The following is a 275-nucleotide window of genomic DNA, read 5'->3' as shown; positions in this document are numbered from 1 at the left end:
ATTCAGCGGAACGGTGTCTACAAAGACTACGGCGTCCGGAAGCTGCCATTTTGCAAGCTTTCCCTCATAATGAGCGATTAAGGCCTCCTCTGTTAACTCCTCGCCAACTGCTAATTGAGCAATAATTATTGGACGCTCATCCCATTTTGGATGCTTAGCGCCGATGACCGCTGCCATAGCCACCGCCGGATGCGACATAGCAATATCCTCTAGCTCTACTGAGGATATCCACTCACCACCTGATTTGATTAAGTCTTTCGCACGGTCGCGAATGC

Annotated in this window: 1 protein-coding gene; it reads right to left on the bottom strand. The window is 49.8% G+C overall.

Going from position 1 to position 275, the window contains the following annotated elements:
• Nucleotides 1–275 (bottom strand): AMP-binding enzyme (locus tag AAEY88_RS13430; protein WP_407074466.1); only part of this gene is annotated, 275 nt, incomplete at both ends.

Source organism: Psychrobacter sp. CAL346-MNA-CIBAN-0220, from assembly GCF_040309805.1.
Lineage (GTDB): Bacteria > Pseudomonadota > Gammaproteobacteria > Pseudomonadales > Moraxellaceae > Psychrobacter.
Note: the sequence above shows the minus strand (reverse complement) of the source record. Positions and strands in the feature narration are given on the sequence as shown.